This window comes from Paenibacillus ihumii (assembly GCF_001403875.1).
GTDB classification, from domain to species: Bacteria; Bacillota; Bacilli; order Paenibacillales; family Paenibacillaceae; genus Fontibacillus; species Fontibacillus ihumii.
The window spans coordinates 2,631,293-2,645,025 of the sequence record NZ_LN884299.1 but is presented as its reverse complement, the minus strand read 5'-3'; the positions used below and the strand labels follow the sequence as shown (position 1 = coordinate 2,645,025).

At 48.8% G+C, this 13,733-nt stretch carries 15 protein-coding genes; all 15 read left to right on the top strand.

Features of this window, described 5'->3' with window-relative positions:
- Nucleotides 1-10: 10 nt before the first annotated feature.
- The gene (flgG, locus tag BN2762_RS19000; protein WP_055108458.1) at nt 11-829 is read left to right on the top strand and encodes a flagellar basal body rod protein FlgG; all 819 of its coding nucleotides are present in this window, start codon (nt 11-13) and stop codon (nt 827-829) included.
- Nucleotides 830-913: 84 nt separating this feature from the next.
- On the top strand, nt 914-1,132 hold the full coding sequence (locus BN2762_RS18995; RefSeq protein WP_055108457.1) for a flagellar FlbD family protein: 219 nt from the start codon (nt 914-916) through the stop codon (nt 1,130-1,132).
- A gap of 2 nt (nt 1,133-1,134) precedes the next feature.
- Entirely contained in the window at nt 1,135-1,608 is a 474-nt protein-coding gene (locus BN2762_RS18990) for a flagellar basal body-associated FliL family protein (protein ID WP_055108456.1), read from the top strand.
- A gap of 41 nt (nt 1,609-1,649) precedes the next feature.
- A complete protein-coding gene (fliM, locus tag BN2762_RS18985) occupies nt 1,650-2,648 on the top strand; it encodes a flagellar motor switch protein FliM (RefSeq protein WP_055108455.1) in 999 nt (332 codons plus the stop codon).
- On the top strand, nt 2,638-3,915 hold the full coding sequence (gene fliY / locus BN2762_RS18980) for a flagellar motor switch phosphatase FliY (protein WP_055108454.1): 1,278 nt from the start codon (nt 2,638-2,640) through the stop codon (nt 3,913-3,915). The genes fliM and fliY overlap by 11 nt, the downstream gene beginning before the upstream one ends.
- A gap of 27 nt (nt 3,916-3,942) precedes the next feature.
- Nucleotides 3,943-4,308, top strand: a complete 366-nt coding sequence (locus BN2762_RS18975) for a response regulator (protein WP_055108453.1) — start codon at nt 3,943-3,945, stop codon at nt 4,306-4,308.
- A 10-nt stretch (nt 4,309-4,318) separates the two neighbouring features.
- A complete protein-coding gene (locus tag BN2762_RS18970) occupies nt 4,319-4,855 on the top strand; it encodes a flagellar biosynthetic protein FliO (protein WP_055108452.1) in 537 nt (178 codons plus the stop codon).
- A complete protein-coding gene (gene fliP / locus BN2762_RS18965) occupies nt 4,852-5,613 on the top strand; it encodes a flagellar type III secretion system pore protein FliP (protein ID WP_055108451.1) in 762 nt (253 codons plus the stop codon). Before BN2762_RS18970 ends, fliP begins: the two co-directional genes overlap by 4 nt.
- Nucleotides 5,614-5,691: 78 nt before the next feature.
- Nucleotides 5,692-5,961, top strand: coding sequence for a flagellar biosynthesis protein FliQ (gene fliQ / locus BN2762_RS18960; protein ID WP_055108450.1), 270 nt, complete (start codon nt 5,692-5,694; stop codon nt 5,959-5,961).
- A gap of 12 nt (nt 5,962-5,973) precedes the next feature.
- A complete protein-coding gene (fliR, locus tag BN2762_RS18955) occupies nt 5,974-6,762 on the top strand; it encodes a flagellar biosynthetic protein FliR (protein WP_055108449.1) in 789 nt (262 codons plus the stop codon).
- Between the two features lie 15 nt (nt 6,763-6,777).
- On the top strand, nt 6,778-7,866 hold the full coding sequence (flhB, locus tag BN2762_RS18950; RefSeq protein ID WP_055108448.1) for a flagellar biosynthesis protein FlhB: 1,089 nt from the start codon (nt 6,778-6,780) through the stop codon (nt 7,864-7,866).
- A 23-nt stretch (nt 7,867-7,889) separates the two neighbouring features.
- Complete coding sequence (flhA, locus tag BN2762_RS18945) at nt 7,890-9,926, top strand: flagellar biosynthesis protein FlhA (protein ID WP_055110215.1); 2,037 nt, start codon at nt 7,890-7,892, stop codon at nt 9,924-9,926.
- On the top strand, nt 9,923-11,326 hold the full coding sequence (flhF, locus tag BN2762_RS18940) for a flagellar biosynthesis GTPase FlhF (RefSeq protein ID WP_055108447.1): 1,404 nt from the start codon (nt 9,923-9,925) through the stop codon (nt 11,324-11,326). The genes flhA and flhF overlap by 4 nt, the downstream gene beginning before the upstream one ends.
- Nucleotides 11,323-12,213, top strand: a complete 891-nt coding sequence (locus tag BN2762_RS18935; protein WP_055108446.1) for a MinD/ParA family protein — start codon at nt 11,323-11,325, stop codon at nt 12,211-12,213. The genes flhF and BN2762_RS18935 overlap by 4 nt, the downstream gene beginning before the upstream one ends.
- A 28-nt stretch (nt 12,214-12,241) precedes the next feature.
- The gene (locus BN2762_RS18930) at nt 12,242-13,708 is read left to right on the top strand and encodes a protein-glutamate methylesterase/protein-glutamine glutaminase (protein WP_055108445.1); all 1,467 of its coding nucleotides are present in this window, start codon (nt 12,242-12,244) and stop codon (nt 13,706-13,708) included.
- Nucleotides 13,709-13,733 lie beyond the last annotated feature (25 nt).

Genomic DNA, 13,733 nt, shown 5'->3' with positions numbered 1-13,733 from the left:
AATAGAGACAATGTTAAGATCGATGTATTCGGGCGTATCCGGAATGCGCGGATTTCAAACCAAGCTTGACGTTATCGGCAACAACATCGCTAACGTCAATACTGTAGGGTTCAAGGCAGGACGCGTTATGTTCAAGGATATCATGAGCCAGACGGTGTCCGGTGTTACAGCGCCTTCAGATGAAGGGGCCGGCGGCATCAATGCGAAGCAAATTGGGCTTGGTGTATCGATCGGCTCCATTGACACGCTCCATACATCCGGCAGTGCGATGACGACGAATAATCCACTTGATTTGCGGATTGATGGAGACGGATTTTTCATGGTCACCCTCTCTGAGGATCAGGAAGTGCCTTTCTTGACAAGAGCAGGAGATTTCCATTTGGACGCTGCCCGCCAGCTGGTAACCTCCGACGGCTTGCGAGTTTGGAGTGCTGACGGAGCACCGCTCGAGCCGCTGGACGAAGAGGTTGTAGCCTTTACGATAGCACAGGATGGAACCATTATGCAGAAAATGGCTGATGGCGAGATTGTAGCAGGTGAATCGATCGGGGTAGTTCGCGTGGTCAATCCGGAAGGCTTGGAGAAGATTGGCGGAAATCTGTACCGTTTGAGCCCGAATGCCAACGTGGATGATTTAGAGCCGACAACAGGGAATAACGCTGAGGCGGGAACGGGTGCGATTATTTCCGGTCAGCTTGAGATGTCCAACGTCGACCTCACCGGTGAATTTACGGAAATGATTGTAGCGCAGCGCGGGTTCCAAGCGAATTCCCGAATCATCACGACATCCGATGAAGTGCTCCAGGAAGTCGTAAATCTGAAGCGCTAAGTCTTTAAGTAGCGGGGGAGGGTGATCTCCTTCCTCCGCCTCTTTTTTCAAAAACACGATTCCCGTCTTGAACGGAGGGTTAGCATGATATCTGTAACACGCTTGAATGGGCAGCAGGCTTGGCTGAATGCCATCATGATCGAGACAGTAGAAGAAACTCCTGATACATATGTAACCCTCGTAACGGGTAAGCGTATGATCGTGCTGGAGAAGGCAACCGAGATTATCGCGAAGGTCAATGAATACTACAGTGAGATCGGTATCCATGCAGCAACCATTAAAGTGCAACAAACGGAGGAATAGTCATGAAGAAAATGGCGCCTTGGCTCATTACGATGTTACTTGCAATCACTTTGATCGTAATGGCAGCTTTTCTGCTGGTGAATCAATTTAATAGACCTGCTCCAGGCAACGAGGTAAACCAAGCAGTACAAAATGTAAGCCGGCCTGCGCAGCTATCAGCGGATGAATTAGTAAAAGTAACATCAACCATCGATGGCATCAAAACGAATTTGTCGGATCCGAATTACGTAGTGGTCATGAACTTTGCGTTTCAACTGGATCGGGAAGCATCGAAGGAAGCCTTTGATAAAATCAAGGATTATAAAATTAAGCCGATTATCATTAAGACGCTTGCCGATACGAAGCCAGAGGATCTGATTGGCGCGAAGGGTAAAGATAACTTAAGCACGAAATTGCTGAATTTGATCAATACATCGCTACCGGAAGGGAAATTGATTCAAATCGATATTACGGATTTTATGATGCAGGCAATCTAGAGCAATATCGATAGATTAAATCCTTGAAGGGGGTGAGATGTTTGGTAGATGTATTATCGCAGAATGAAATCGACGCTCTGCTCGCTGCGCTGTCTTCTGGTGAAATGGATGCAGAGGAATTAAAAAAGGAAGAGACGCAAAAGAAAATTCGGGCTTACGATTTCAAACGGGCGGTGAGATTTTCTAAGGATCATATCCGCAGTTTAACCCGAATTCACGAGAATTTTGCTAGATATCTTACCACTTATTTTTCTGCGCAGCTTCGAACCTTCGTCCAAATTAACGTGGTCCAAGTCGAGCAGCTGCCCTATGACGAATTTATCCGGTCCATACCGAAGATGACGATACTTAACATATTTGAAGCAGAGCCATTAGAAGGAAGAATGGTACTGGAAGTCCATCCAAACGTCGCCTTCGCCATGCTGGACAGATTGCTTGGCGGGATTGGCATGGCCCCGTCCAAAATCGGGTCTTTGACCGAGATTGAGACGATCATCATGGAACGGATTTTCAGCCGAGCTTTTGAAAGTCTGCAGGAAGCCTGGAAAACCGTTATAGACATTAGTCCGAGAATGGAAGGATTGGAGACGAATCCTCAGTTTATGCAAATCGTATCGCCCAACGAGACGATAGCACTCATTTCGCTGAGCACTAAAATTGGTGATACTACGGGAATGATCAACCTTTGTATTCCCCATGTCGTCATCGAGCCGATCATGCCGAAGCTCTCGGTTCATCATTGGTTCGTATCCCAGAAGAAATCGCGCGCTCCCGAAGAGGTTGACGCCCTTCGCAACCGCGTAAACAAAGCTAAGCTGCCGATCGTTGCTGAACTTGGTGAGTCGCAAATTACGATCCAAGAGTTCCTGGGACTATCCGTAGGGGATGTAATTTCCCTAAACAAGCCTGTTCATGATGGGCTCGCCATAAGAGTCGGCGACAAATTGAAGTATATCGGCAGTCCGGGTACGCTCAAAGACCGAGTCGCCGTTCAAATTGACGAAATTGTCAGCGAAGGAGTTGAGGAACTTGACGAGTAAAGATTATTTATCCCAAGAGGAAATTGACGCTCTGCTAAAGCAGGCGAATAGCGATACACCGCCTGAACCTACGGTAGATGATTACTTGACGCCTCTGGAGCAGGATGCTTTGGGTGAGATCGGAAATATTACGTTTGGCAGCGCGGCTACGGCATTATCTACTCTGCTGAACAAAAAAGTCGATATTACGACCCCTAAAGTTTCTATTATTACGCGCTCTCAGTTCGAAACGGAGTTTCCTAAGCCGCATGTAGCAATCCATGTCCAATATGTAGACGGATTTGAAGGGATTAACTCGCTGATCATTAAGACGAAGGATGCTCAGGTCATCGCGGATCTTATGCTTGGCGGGGATGGAAATCCGGCAGAGGAAGAATTGAATGATATTCATATTAGCGCCGTACAAGAAGCGATGAATCAAATGATGGGTTCCTCGGCAACATCGATGTCGACCATATTTAACCGGTTTGTTAATATTTCACCCCCGGGCATCGATATCCTGAATATGTCGAACGGAACCGGGGTGGGAAGTCTGCCCCCCGATGAGACACTCATTAAAATTTCATTCAGGCTTACTATCGGAGATTTGATTGATTCGACAATCATGCAGCTTCTTACGGTGCAGTTCTCGAAAGAGATGGTGGATAATCTGATCAATGGAACGGTTACCGAATCGACGACTCCCCTGGACAGTGCGGCGGTATCGGCTTCCGTACCAGCAGCATCTTCAGCGCCAGCTTCAGAGTCAGGAGCGGGATCCTTGCCTTCCCCGTCATTGGATGAGATGCCTGCGCATACTCAGCCGCCGATGTCTGCTCAGCATGCATCGATGCCAGCGGCTCAGCAGCCGCCGATGATGCCGCCAATGCAGGATCAGGGGCACTATCCGCCGCAAGGACGGCCATATAATGAGCCTCAGCATTATGGCGGAATGCAAGGGCGCAACTTAAATGTTCAGCCTGTGCAATTCGCGAATTTCGGGGCTCCTGCCTATGGACAAGCGGATGAGAATAATTTGAATTTACTGATGGACATTCCCCTTAAAGTCACCGTAGAATTAGGAAGGACCCAGAAGCAAATCAAGGATATCCTGGAATTGTCCCAGGGCTCGATTATCGAGCTGGACAAGCTTGCCGGTGAGCCAGTAGATATTCTAGTGAACAACAAATTGATCGCCAAGGGCGAAGTTGTCGTCATTGATGAGAATTTTGGAGTTCGTGTGACAGATATTGTTAGCCAATGGGACCGAATTCAAAAATTACAATAGTAGAAGTTTAGGGAGGATTTTATATCAATGGCAAACCGAATTCTAATCGTAGACGATGCAGCTTTTATGAGAATGATGATCCGCGATATTTTGACGAAAAATGGTTTTGAGGTTGTGGGAGAAGCACAGGACGGCGCGCAAGCCGTTGAGAAATACAAGGAGCTGAACCCGGACCTTGTAACTATGGACATCACTATGCCTGAAATGGACGGTATTGCTGCGCTCAAAGAAATTAAACAACTAAACCCTAATGCGAAGGTTATTATGTGCTCCGCGATGGGCCAACAGGCTATGGTCATCGATGCGATTCAAGCTGGTGCCAAAGACTTCATCGTTAAGCCGTTCCAATCCGACCGGGTTATTGAAGCCATCAATAAAACGCTAGGCTTATAGGACTAAAGAGATGAACTCGAATCAGCCGGACTTTCAGCCGATTGGCAGTGATATTAATATTTGGGGTAACTTGCTGACGGTTATCGTCGTGCTGGCTATCATCATTGTTTTAATTGTGTTATTAATTCGTTTCCTCGGTAACAGGAACCGTTATCTGTCCCAAAACCGATCGATCCGCACGCTCGGAGCCGTCGGTCTGGGACCGAATAAATCCTTGCAGGTGATTGAAATCGGAGGAAATGTCTACCTTGTCGGAGTTGGCGAAGACATTTCCTTGGTGGATAAAATAAGCGATCCGGAAGAAGTAGCGCTGCTGCTCCAGGCATTTTCGGAGGAAAGAACAGAGTTTTCCGGCCTGGCTTCCGCGATAGGCGGCTTGGTCTCTCGTTTTCGTAAAAACTCTCCGGAAGAGGAGGAGCTGGACGAGACGGCATTCCATGAAGTGTTTCAATCACAGCTAAGAAAGATGCCTTCTCGGAAGCAGCAAGTGGAGGAACTCCTTCAGGACAAGGAAGAACAATCTACAGATCGGTTGAGGAATTCATGAAGAAAAAGGTCTTAATTGTTGGATTATTGCTTGCGTTATGGAGTGTGCTGACTGTGTCGGCCGCTTCAGCCGCTCCAGTGAATCCGATCCCGGATATCGGAATACAAATTGGAAATTCGGATGGACAGCCTGGTACAAGCTCTTTATCTCTAATTTTGCTCATTACGGTACTAAGTATCGCACCGGCAATCCTGGTTCTTATGACAAGCTTTACGCGAATGGTCGTCGTACTTGGATTTGTACGCAGCTCGCTGGGAACGCAGCAAATGCCTCCTAACCAGGTATTGATTGGCTTGGCCCTGTTCCTTACGCTCTTCGTCATGAGTCCGACATTGTCTACGATTAATGAGGTGGCTTTACAGCCCTATATTAAAGGCGAACTGACGCAGACGGAAGCTCTGAATAAAGCTGCCGTTCCGATGAAGAAGTTCATGTACTCGCATACCCGTCCTAAGGATCTGCAATTGTTTATGAGCTATACCAAGACGGAAAAGCCAGCAAGTTATGAAGATTTACCGATTTCGGTCCTGGTGCCTGCCTTCGCCATCAGTGAGCTTAAAACGGCGTTTCAAATGGGTTTTATGATATTTATACCTTTTCTTATCATTGACATTGTGGTTTCGAGTGTTCTGATGGCCATGGGGATGATGATGCTGCCGCCCGTAATGATATCACTTCCTTTTAAAATCCTGTTATTCGTACTAGTCGACGGATGGTACCTTGTCGTAAAGTCGCTGCTAGTAAGTTTTAGTCCTTAGCCGGAATGCGGATCGGATTCGGATTCGGATTCCGGCTGACTGGCATAAGCGGATTACATCAACATGGGGGGAAGACGGATGAATACGGACTTTATAATCGGGTTGGCCGGGCAAGCGGTGTATACCGTTTTAAAGGTGAGCGCGCCCATGCTGGTCATTGGGTTGGCCGTCGGGCTGATCGTGAGTATATTCCAGGCAACGACTCAAATCCAGGAACAGACGCTTGCATTCGTGCCGAAAATTATTGCCGTCCTGCTTGCCCTGCTGTTCTTTGGGCCTTGGATTTTAACGACCATGGTGGACTTCACCTACGGCATCCTAAATAATCTTTCTAAATATATCGGTTAGGCGCTAAGGATTATGGAGATTTTATTGCAAGGAATTTCAGTTTTTTTGCTTGTTTTTTGTCGAATGACGGCTTTTTTTGTCGTAGCGCCGATATTTTCATCGCGGGGCGTTCCCAACTCATTCAAAATCGGATTATCTGCCGCCGTTGCCTTGTTGATAGTGATCATTAAAGGCTTTAATCAACCTGTACCGACGGATTACAGCTACATATTGTTTATTATCCGTGAGCTGCTAATCGGATTGTTAATGGGATATGTTGCCCAGCTGCTATTCACGGTGATTCAAATGGCAGGATCGTTTATCGATATTCAAATGGGCTTTGGAATCGTCAATGTCATTGACCCGATGACCGGGTCCTCGGCGCCCGTGCTCGGCAATTTCAAGTACATCATTGCGACGTTATTATTTTTATCGATGAATGGGCATCACTACCTGCTTGATGCGGTAATACGCAGCTATAACTGGATGCCTTTATCCAATGAATTATTTCAGAGAATAAGTCAAGGCAATCTTTCTGAGTTCCTGGTCTCGACCTTTAGTCAAGCATTTTTATTATCATTCCAATTGGCTGCCCCGCTGGTGGTTGCATTGTTCGTAACCGACGTGGCGCTTGGATTTTTGGCTCGCACGGCTCCCCAGTTCAATGTCTTTGTGATCGGGATTCCGCTCAAAATTCTGGTTGGGCTAGCTATGCTTCTTCTGCTTATCCCAAGCTTAATTTACGCGTTCGAGAATTTATTTCAGGTATTATTCAAATCGTTACATAATTTGTTCGGTACGATCGGGCAAAGACCTAAGTAGAATAGGGGGATCGTTATGTCGTTCCGGTATCCGCTGGATCTGCAGTTGTTTGCCGGTGAGAAAACAGAGAAGGCCACGCCCAAGAAACGGCAGGATGCCCGGAAGAAAGGCCAAGTTGCCAAAAGCCAGGATTTATCTGGCTCAGTCGTATTGTTATCGGGATTTTTAAGCTTGTTAATGTTCGGGGGATATATGAAGGAGCAGCTGCTTTCTCTTTTCTCTGACGTGTATTTCCACCGGCTGAATATGGACGTAACGAAAGAAAATGTCATGGTGCTGTTCGGGGACTATGCCGTTCAAATTTTGCTGCTTCTCGCCCCTTTGCTGCTGATCGTGGTCGTTATGGCTGCTGTAGCAAACTATGCCCAGGTCGGCTTTCTCCTTACGGGGGAACCTTTAAAGATGCAGCTCAAAAAAATCGATCCCATCCAAGGGTTCAAAAGAATTTTTTCTATACGGTCTTTAGTTGAATTTCTGAAGTCCCTTCTCAAATTAACGATTATTGGTTACCTGGTCTATTCAACCATCTGGAGTGAACGCGGCAATATTGCTTCCCTGGGACATGTTACGATCGAAGATGCGTTTTACTTCACTTCGAAGCTAACGATGAATTTAGGATTAAAAATTGGCGCAGCTTTGTTTGTACTCTCGGTTCTTGATTATTTGTATCAAAAATACGATCACGAGAAAAATCTAAAAATGTCGAAGCAGGACGTTAAGGATGAGTACAAGAAAATGGAAGGGGATCCGCTGATCAAAGGAAAAATACGCGAAAGACAGCGTCGTATGGCGCTGCAGCGCATGATGCAAGAGGTTCCTAAAGCGGATGTTATCATTACGAACCCGACCCACTTTGCCGTTGCCCTGAAGTATGAGGGCTCGGAAATGGATGCTCCGCAAGTCGTGGCCAAGGGTCAGGATTACGTCGCCTTGCGCATCCGAGAAATTGCGAAGGAACACGGCGTCATTATTATGGAAAACAAGCCGCTGGCGCGCGCATTGTTCCAAAGAGCGGAAATCGGGGATACGATTCCCGCAGATTTGTTTCAGGCCGTAGCCGAAGTGCTGGCTTACGTATATAGAATGAAAGGTAAGACGAAATAATGGACGGGATCGGAGGCGGAGCCATGAAGAAGGCTAAGGATTTATTTATACTTGTGGGTATTATCGGCATCGTTCTATTAATGATTCTTCCGATCCCGACTTGGCTTCTAGATATTCTTCTCATTATCAACATATCGATCGCTCTAATGATTCTGCTTGTTGCGATGAATACGAAGGAAGCGCTGCAGTTCTCCATCTTTCCTGCCATGCTCCTCATAACTACCTTGTTCCGGTTAGCGCTTAACGTATCAACGACGAAGCTGATTCTGGGACAAGCCAAGGCCGGGGACGTTGTTGCGACTTTTGGAGCCTGGGTATCGCAGGGGCAGCCTGTTGTTGGCTTTATCGTATTCCTTATCCTTGTTGTCGTCCAATTTATTGTCATTACCAAGGGGTCGGAGCGCGTAGCTGAAGTAGCTGCACGCTTTACCTTGGATGCGATGCCGGGCAAGCAGATGAGTATCGATGCTGATTTGAATGCCGGCTTGATAAATGAGCAGCAAGCTCGGGATCGCCGGCGTAAGATCGAGCGAGAGTCGGATTTCTACGGAGCTATGGACGGGGCGAGCAAGTTCGTCAAAGGCGATGCTATCGCCAGCATCATCATCCTTCTAATTAACTTGATCGGCGGATTCATCATCGGGATGTCGATTCATGGGATGCCATTTAAAGATGCCCTTTCTACTTATTCTTTGCTTACAATCGGGGACGGGCTTGTAAGTCAGATTCCTGCGCTGCTGATTTCGACGGCGGCGGGTCTTATCGTTACTCGGGCTTCGTCCGAAGGGAATTTGGCGGAGGATATTACGGGCCAGCTATTCTCCTACCCGAAATTGATTTATGTGGTTGCCGGAACCATCGCTCTTCTAGGTCTTTTTACCCCCATTGGGGCGCTTACGACGCTGCCTTTTGCCGGCATGCTGAGTTTTGCGGCCTACAGGATGCAGAAAAATCTGGACCGCCGTCAGGCTCAGCAGGAGCAGGAGGTAGAGGAACAGGAGATCGAAGAGGTGCGCAGTCCGGAAAGTGTTATCAATTTGCTGCAGGTTGATCCGATCGAATTCGAGTTTGGCTACGGTTTGATCCCGTTAGCGGATACTGGGCAAGGCGGGGATCTGCTGGACAGGATCATCATGATCCGGCGGCAATGCGCCCTGGAAATGGGGCTTGTCGTACCTGTCATCCGTATTCGCGACAATATTCAGCTTAAACCGAATGAATATGTGATCAAAATAAAAGGAAATGTCGTAGGTAATGGTGAATTATTACTTAATCACTATTTGGCCATGAGTCCTGGGATGGATGACGATTCGATTACAGGAATAGAGACCCAGGAACCGGCCTTTGGATTACCGGCACTTTGGATTGATGAATCAACGAAGGATCGGGCCGAGCTGTCAGGCTATACTGTGGTTGATCCGCCTTCCGTCGTGGCCACCCATTTGACGGAAATGATCAAGAAGCATGCACACGAGCTTCTCGGCAGACAAGAGACGAAGACGCTTGTCGATAACCTCCGTGAGAATTACGCCGTTCTTGTCGATGAGCTTATCCCTTCGGTTCTCTCAATCGGGGATGTGCAGAGAGTATTAGCCAAATTGCTGCGTGAGAAAATTTCTATCCGGGATATGGTAACGATCTTTGAGACGTTGGCCGATTACGGGACCTATACGAAGGATCCTGACGTTCTGACAGAATACGTGCGACAGGCATTATCAAGGCAAATTACGCAGCAGTATACGCAGCATGGCGAGACGATGAAGGTCATAACCGTAGGGCCCACGCTTGAGAAGAAGATTGCCGAGAGCGTGCAGCAAACCGAGCAGGGAAGTTATTTGGCCCTTGACCCAGCCTCTACTCAAACGGTCTACCAGAAACTGACGGAGCAAATCAACCGGCTAGTTCAATCCGGACAGCAGCCGATCGTGCTGACCTCGCCAACGATCCGCATGTACTTGCGGCAGGTGATCGAGCGGACGATGCAGGACATCCCAGTGCTGTCGTATAGCGAGCTTGAGCCGAATGTCGAAATTCAGAGTGTCGGAGTGGTCAACTTATGAGAGTAAAAAGGTATATCGTCGATGCAATGCCCGATGCCATGCAGAAAATCCGCGATGAGCTTGGAAGCGACGCCGTTATTTTAAGCACGAAAGAGCTGAAGCTTGGCGGTTTTCTCGGCATGTTTCGGAAAAGAAAGATCGAGGTCATCGCCGCAACAGAAAGCAAGGAGGCGGCAGTTCCGAAAGGGAAGCCTTCTCGGCCCGCCTCTGCTGCCGCCTTTCCGCCGGTTGCACCGCAGGCTGTTCCAGAGGCCTACCGGAAAACCTCGGCACTGCTGTCACAGGGAGCAGGGGCAGGAAACCCGAAGCCGGTGTCAGTTAGGGAGGAAGAAGTGAGGGAGCAGATTTCAGCTGGCAACAACCGCTTGTCCGAAGCTGTGATGGCGGCCGCAAGGAAGGAGGATCCTCTTTCGGAAGACGAGCGTAATCGTTTGTCCTCGGACAAAATGACCAGCTCCGCTTCCATGAATTCGAGCCAGGCAGATCAGGAAAGATCCTTGCAGCCCTCGGCATCAAGCGCAAAGGAAGATCGGCTCTTCATAGAGATCGAGCAAATGAAGATGCTGATGGCCAAGCTGGCCCGCTTCCAGGAAGGCTTGCCAGAGCTGCCCGAACCGTTGAATGAAGTCAAGGAGCGGCTCATGGAGCAAGAGGTCAGCGCCGAGCTAATTGATTTCTGGATTGACGAGACCTACAAGGCTTGGGAGAACGGCCAGAGGACGATGAGCGATGAGGAACTCTTGGATTCGGTAAGATCGAGGGCGGAGTCCTTCATGAAGGAGCGCATCGGAGAAGGTATTCAGGATGGCACGAAAGTAGTTTATATCGTCGGACCTACAGGCGTCGGGAAAACAACGACGATTGCCAAGCTTGCGGCGGATCAGATTTTTCGGCTCCGCAAGAAGGTGGGCTTTATTACTGCGGATACGTACCGCATATCGGCGATCGAGCAATTGCGCACCTATGCATCGATCCTAAATGTTCCGCTCGAGGTCGTCCAATCGCCGGGGGATGTTCAAAGGGCTATGCAGCGGCTGCAGCATTGCGATTTGGTGCTGATGGATACGGCCGGAAGGAACTATCTGAATGAGCTTTACGTTGCAGAACTGCATAGCTTGTTAACCCCAGCGGAGCTTAGCGAAACTTACTTGGTGCTAAGCCTAACCTCCAAGAGTCGTGATATGAAGAAGATTACTGAGCATTTTAGCAAATACGGCATCCAGAAGGTGATTTTTACGAAGCTAGATGAAACGCAAAGCGTGGGTCCCATTTACAATTTGTTGAATGAATATCCCATGCAGGTATCGTACGTGACAAATGGTCAAAATGTACCCGATGATTTGCTGCCTGCAACTAATGAACTGTTCACGGATATGCTCCTTGGAGTCAAGCGAACATGAATGATCAAGCCCAATCCCTTCGGCGGCTTGTATCGAAGCTGGATGGTTCTCCGGAGCGGCAGGCGTCCAGAACCCACTCAGCCCGTATCCTAACCGTGAGCAGCGGGAAGGGCGGTGTCGGAAAATCCAACTTTACGTTGAATTTTGCATTAGCTCTAAGGACGCTTGGGCGTAAAGTGCTTATCTTTGATGCGGATATCGGCATGGCGAACATCGATGTGCTTATGGGTGTCCGGGCCAGATACAATCTGTACCATCTGCTGAAAGGCGAACGTAATTTAGAGGAGATCATCGAGCTAGGGTCAAACGGTCTGCCCTTCATTGCAGGCGGCTCGGGAATGGCGGACTTGTTTACTTTATCGGAATCTGACCTGAACTATTTTACATCTCAAATTGAAGAGATTTCAGAGAAGATGGATTATATCATTTTTGATACGGGTGCAGGCTTGTCCAAAGAAACGGTTAAATTTATTACGGCAGCCGATGAGTGTATCGTGGTGACGACTCCGGAGCCTACATCGATAACGGACGCATACGCCCTAATCAAGGTTGTGCACGGAATGGAGCAGCAGGTTCCGTTTCGGCTCGTCATTAACCGGGCTTCAGGACAGCAGGAGGCGCAGCAGGTCACAGATAAGCTGTCATTGGTAGCAAAGCGCTTTCTAGATATTGAGATCCCGATGCTTGGATATATGCATGACGATTCGCACGTTATGCAGGCGGTCAAGAAGCAAATCCCATTTTTAACCGCATTTCCCAGTTGTGCGGCTTCACGTGACATACAACGTTTGGCTATGAGATATTTGGAAGTTCCACAGATAGGGCAAAAGGATACCTTGACAGGAATCAAAGGATTTATGCACAGATGGCTCAAACGCACAAAATGATTCTGTATTAAGGAACAGGGGTGGGACGATGCCTTACCGGATTATGGTGGTTGATGATTCCGCATTCATGAGGAAGATCGTATCGGATTTAATTGAGCAGGATCCGGATTTCCAAGTTATCGGCACTGCTCGGAACGGGCGAGAGGCCATCGAGCAAATTGCTGAATTGTCACCGGATTTAGTGACGATGGATGTGGAAATGCCGGAGATGAACGGGCTGGATGCCCTGAAGATCATTATGAAGCGTCAGCCGCTTCCGGTTATTATGCTCTCGGGCATTAACGAGCAGGGGATGCGGGAGACGATTATGGCGCTGGAGCTGGGCGCATTTGATTTCATTCGGAAGCCGTCTGCTTCGACCAGCACACATGACGTTGGGCAGGTAAAACGCGAGCTGCATGAACAGATCCGCACGGCTATGCTGATGCGGGAGCGGAAAGCGGCAAGGGAGCAGCTGGCGCTGAAAGCCCCGGTTGAACAGGAGGTACGCCGCCCAGCTGTCAAGAACAAGCCGGCACGTTCTGTGGTTGGCGAATTGAAGCGGGCGGCGGACACGCTATTGCCTGAACGCAATACGCCTGGAAAAGGAACGGAGCAAGTGCTGCCTGAGCAGGCTGCCCGGAGCCAGGCCTCCAAGCTGGAACGAGGCCAGCAGGATTCCTTGAATAGAGCAATCCCTAAACAGGAGACGGAGATTGAAAAGGCGAGAAGGGCGGCCAAGACCGAATCGCCGTCTGGAGGTGACGGAGCAAAGCATAGGAATAGCGCTGCCCCTCAGAATCAAGGAGCGGTGAGGCTTCCCGGCCTGAAGAAAGACGCACCGTCATCGGCCACAGGGCTTAAGGAAGATTCAAGCTCCAAATTACCTGCACAACAGCAGCGAGGCAATTTGGAGGGTGGGAAACCGGGTGCCAGAACCGATTTTACCGACATTGTCGCCATCGGCACGTCGACCGGCGGACCTAAGGCATTAAAGACCGTGCTGGAAAAAATACCTCGCAATTTCCCGGCTCCTATCGTCATTGTTCAGCATATGCCGCCGAATTTCACCAAATCATTGGCGCAGCGACTAGACAGCTTAAGCCAGCTGCGGGTTGTCGAGGCAGAAGAAGGAATGAAGCTTCAGCCTGGAACGGCATATATAGCGCCTGGCGGTTTTCATATGAATATAGTTTCAAGTTCAGAGGGATATAAGGTTTCCCTAAGCAGCCAGGAGCCGCGAAATGGTCATCGGCCATCGGTAGAGGTGCTCTATGAATCGCTTCTGCCGCTTGCCGTTCTCAAGAAGCATGTCGTGCTTCTCACGGGCATGGGGAGTGACGGAGCGAGGGCGATGAAGAAGCTTTATGAGGCTGGAGTGACCTCTACCATTGCCGAGAGTGAAGAGACCTGCGTCGTTTATGGCATGCCTCGCTCGGCCATTGAACTCCATTGTGTAAGCCATGTTTTACCGTTGCAGGAAATAGGCCCTAAGCTTGTACAAGTAGTGAAATAAGGAATCTCTTAGAGGAGGTGCCTCA

Coding starts and splice junctions, on each gene's coding strand:
- flgG (WP_055108458.1), top strand. CDS start 11: ATGTTAAGATCGATGTATTCGGGCGTATCCGGAATGCGCGGATTTCAA.
- BN2762_RS18995 (WP_055108457.1), top strand. CDS start 914: ATGATATCTGTAACACGCTTGAATGGGCAGCAGGCTTGGCTGAATGCC.
- BN2762_RS18990 (WP_055108456.1), top strand. CDS start 1,135: ATGAAGAAAATGGCGCCTTGGCTCATTACGATGTTACTTGCAATCACT.
- BN2762_RS18975 (WP_055108453.1), top strand. CDS start 3,943: ATGGCAAACCGAATTCTAATCGTAGACGATGCAGCTTTTATGAGAATG.
- BN2762_RS18970 (WP_055108452.1), top strand. CDS start 4,319: ATGAACTCGAATCAGCCGGACTTTCAGCCGATTGGCAGTGATATTAAT.
- fliP (WP_055108451.1), top strand. CDS start 4,852: ATGAAGAAAAAGGTCTTAATTGTTGGATTATTGCTTGCGTTATGGAGT.
- fliQ (WP_055108450.1), top strand. CDS start 5,692: ATGAATACGGACTTTATAATCGGGTTGGCCGGGCAAGCGGTGTATACC.
- fliR (WP_055108449.1), top strand. CDS start 5,974: ATGGAGATTTTATTGCAAGGAATTTCAGTTTTTTTGCTTGTTTTTTGT.
- flhB (WP_055108448.1), top strand. CDS start 6,778: ATGTCGTTCCGGTATCCGCTGGATCTGCAGTTGTTTGCCGGTGAGAAA.
- flhA (WP_055110215.1), top strand. CDS start 7,890: ATGAAGAAGGCTAAGGATTTATTTATACTTGTGGGTATTATCGGCATC.
- flhF (WP_055108447.1), top strand. CDS start 9,923: ATGAGAGTAAAAAGGTATATCGTCGATGCAATGCCCGATGCCATGCAG.
- BN2762_RS18935 (WP_055108446.1), top strand. CDS start 11,323: ATGAATGATCAAGCCCAATCCCTTCGGCGGCTTGTATCGAAGCTGGAT.
- BN2762_RS18930 (WP_055108445.1), top strand. CDS start 12,242: ATGCCTTACCGGATTATGGTGGTTGATGATTCCGCATTCATGAGGAAG.